Source organism: Mycobacterium sp. NPDC006124, assembly GCF_040614235.1.
Taxonomy (GTDB): domain Bacteria; phylum Actinomycetota; class Actinomycetes; order Mycobacteriales; family Mycobacteriaceae; genus Mycobacterium.
Map to the genome: position 1 here is coordinate 1 of NZ_JBEXUA010000043.1, position 1,425 is coordinate 1,425.

Annotated in this window: 1 protein-coding gene; it reads left to right on the forward strand. The window is 66.0% G+C overall.

What is annotated here, in order from left to right:
• Nucleotides 1-132: 132 nt before the first annotated feature.
• Complete coding sequence (locus ABZ195_RS28630; protein ID WP_355223256.1) at nt 133-1,368, forward strand: IS256 family transposase; 1,236 nt, start codon at nt 133-135, stop codon at nt 1,366-1,368.
• Nucleotides 1,369-1,425 lie beyond the last annotated feature (57 nt).

Here is a 1,425-nt window from a genome sequence, read left to right on the forward strand (position 1 = left end):
GGTTGCGTCCAGCAGAGTGGTGTACGAGCCGGGCCGAATCTCGAGCCCCGGCGTGTCGTAGCCGATCGAATGAAGGTCATCGCGTGATTCTTCGAGAGACCGCCAAAGTCACTCGAGCAAAGGAACCACGCGATGACCGCTGCCCACGATATCGACTGGCCGACTGTGTTGGCTGATCGACTCACCACTACTCATCCCGACGTCCTGCGGGACCTGCTCTCCACGTTCATTCACACGCTGATGGGCGCCGAAGCCGATGCCCTGTGTGGTGCCGGATACGGCGAACGCAGCACCGACCGCACCAACTCCCGCAACGGATACCGTCACCGCCAATTCGACACCCGCGCAGGTAGTTTGGATCTCGCGATCCCCAAGCTGCGGCAGGGCTCCTACTTCCCGGACTGGCTGCTGGAACGCCGCAAACGCGCCGAGCGGGCCCTGACCACCGTGGTGGCGACCTGCTACCTTCTCGGGGTGTCCACCCGGCGGATGGACAAGCTCGTCGAGACCCTCGGCATCACCAGCCTGTCGAAGTCGCAGGTCTCGGTGATGGCCAAGGAACTCGACGCCGCCGTCGAGGCGTTCCGCACCCGACCCTTGGACGCCGGCCCCTACACCTTCGTCGCCGCCGACGCCCTGGTCCTCAAGGTCCGCGAAGGCGGACGGGTGGTCAACGTGCACGCGCTGATCGCGGTCGGAGTCAACGCCGAGGGCCACCGCGAAATCCTGGGCATCGACGTCAGCACCGCCGAAGACGGGGCCGGCTGGCTGACGTTCTGGCGGACGCTGACCGCCCGCGGGCTGTCCGGGGTCAAACTGGTCACCAGTGACGCGCACGCCGGTCTGGTCGCCGCGATCGGGGCGACCCTGCCCGGCGCGGCCTGGCAGCGCTGCCGAACCCACTACACGACGAACCTGATGGCGAAGACTCCGAAGAGTTCATGGCCGTGGGTGCGCACTCTGCTGCATTCGGTGTTCGACCAGCCCGATGCCGAATCAGTTGCCGCACAATATGATCGGATCGTCGACGCGCTGTCCGACAAGCTCCCCAAGGTCGCCGACCACCTGGAGGCGGCCCGGCCCGATCTGCTGGCGTTCACCGCGTTTCCCCAGCAGATCTGGCGCCAGATTTGGTCCAACAACCCCCAGGAACGCCTCAACAAGGAGATCCGGCGGCGCACCGACGTCGTCGGCATCTTCCCCGACCGCACCGCGCTGATCCGCCTCGTCGGCGCCGTGCTGGCCGAACAGCACGACGAATGGGCCGAGTCCCGGCGCTACCTCGGCCTCGACGTCCTGAGCAAATCCCGCGCCGATCAGAGCTCACCGACAGAACAGGAGGAAACCCCCGCGGCACTGCCCGCCTGAACGATCAACTCGAAGAATCACACGACGACGTCGTACACCACGTCCATGGACTTGACC

Coding starts and splice junctions, on each gene's coding strand:
- ABZ195_RS28630 (WP_355223256.1), top strand. CDS start 133: ATGACCGCTGCCCACGATATCGACTGGCCGACTGTGTTGGCTGATCGA.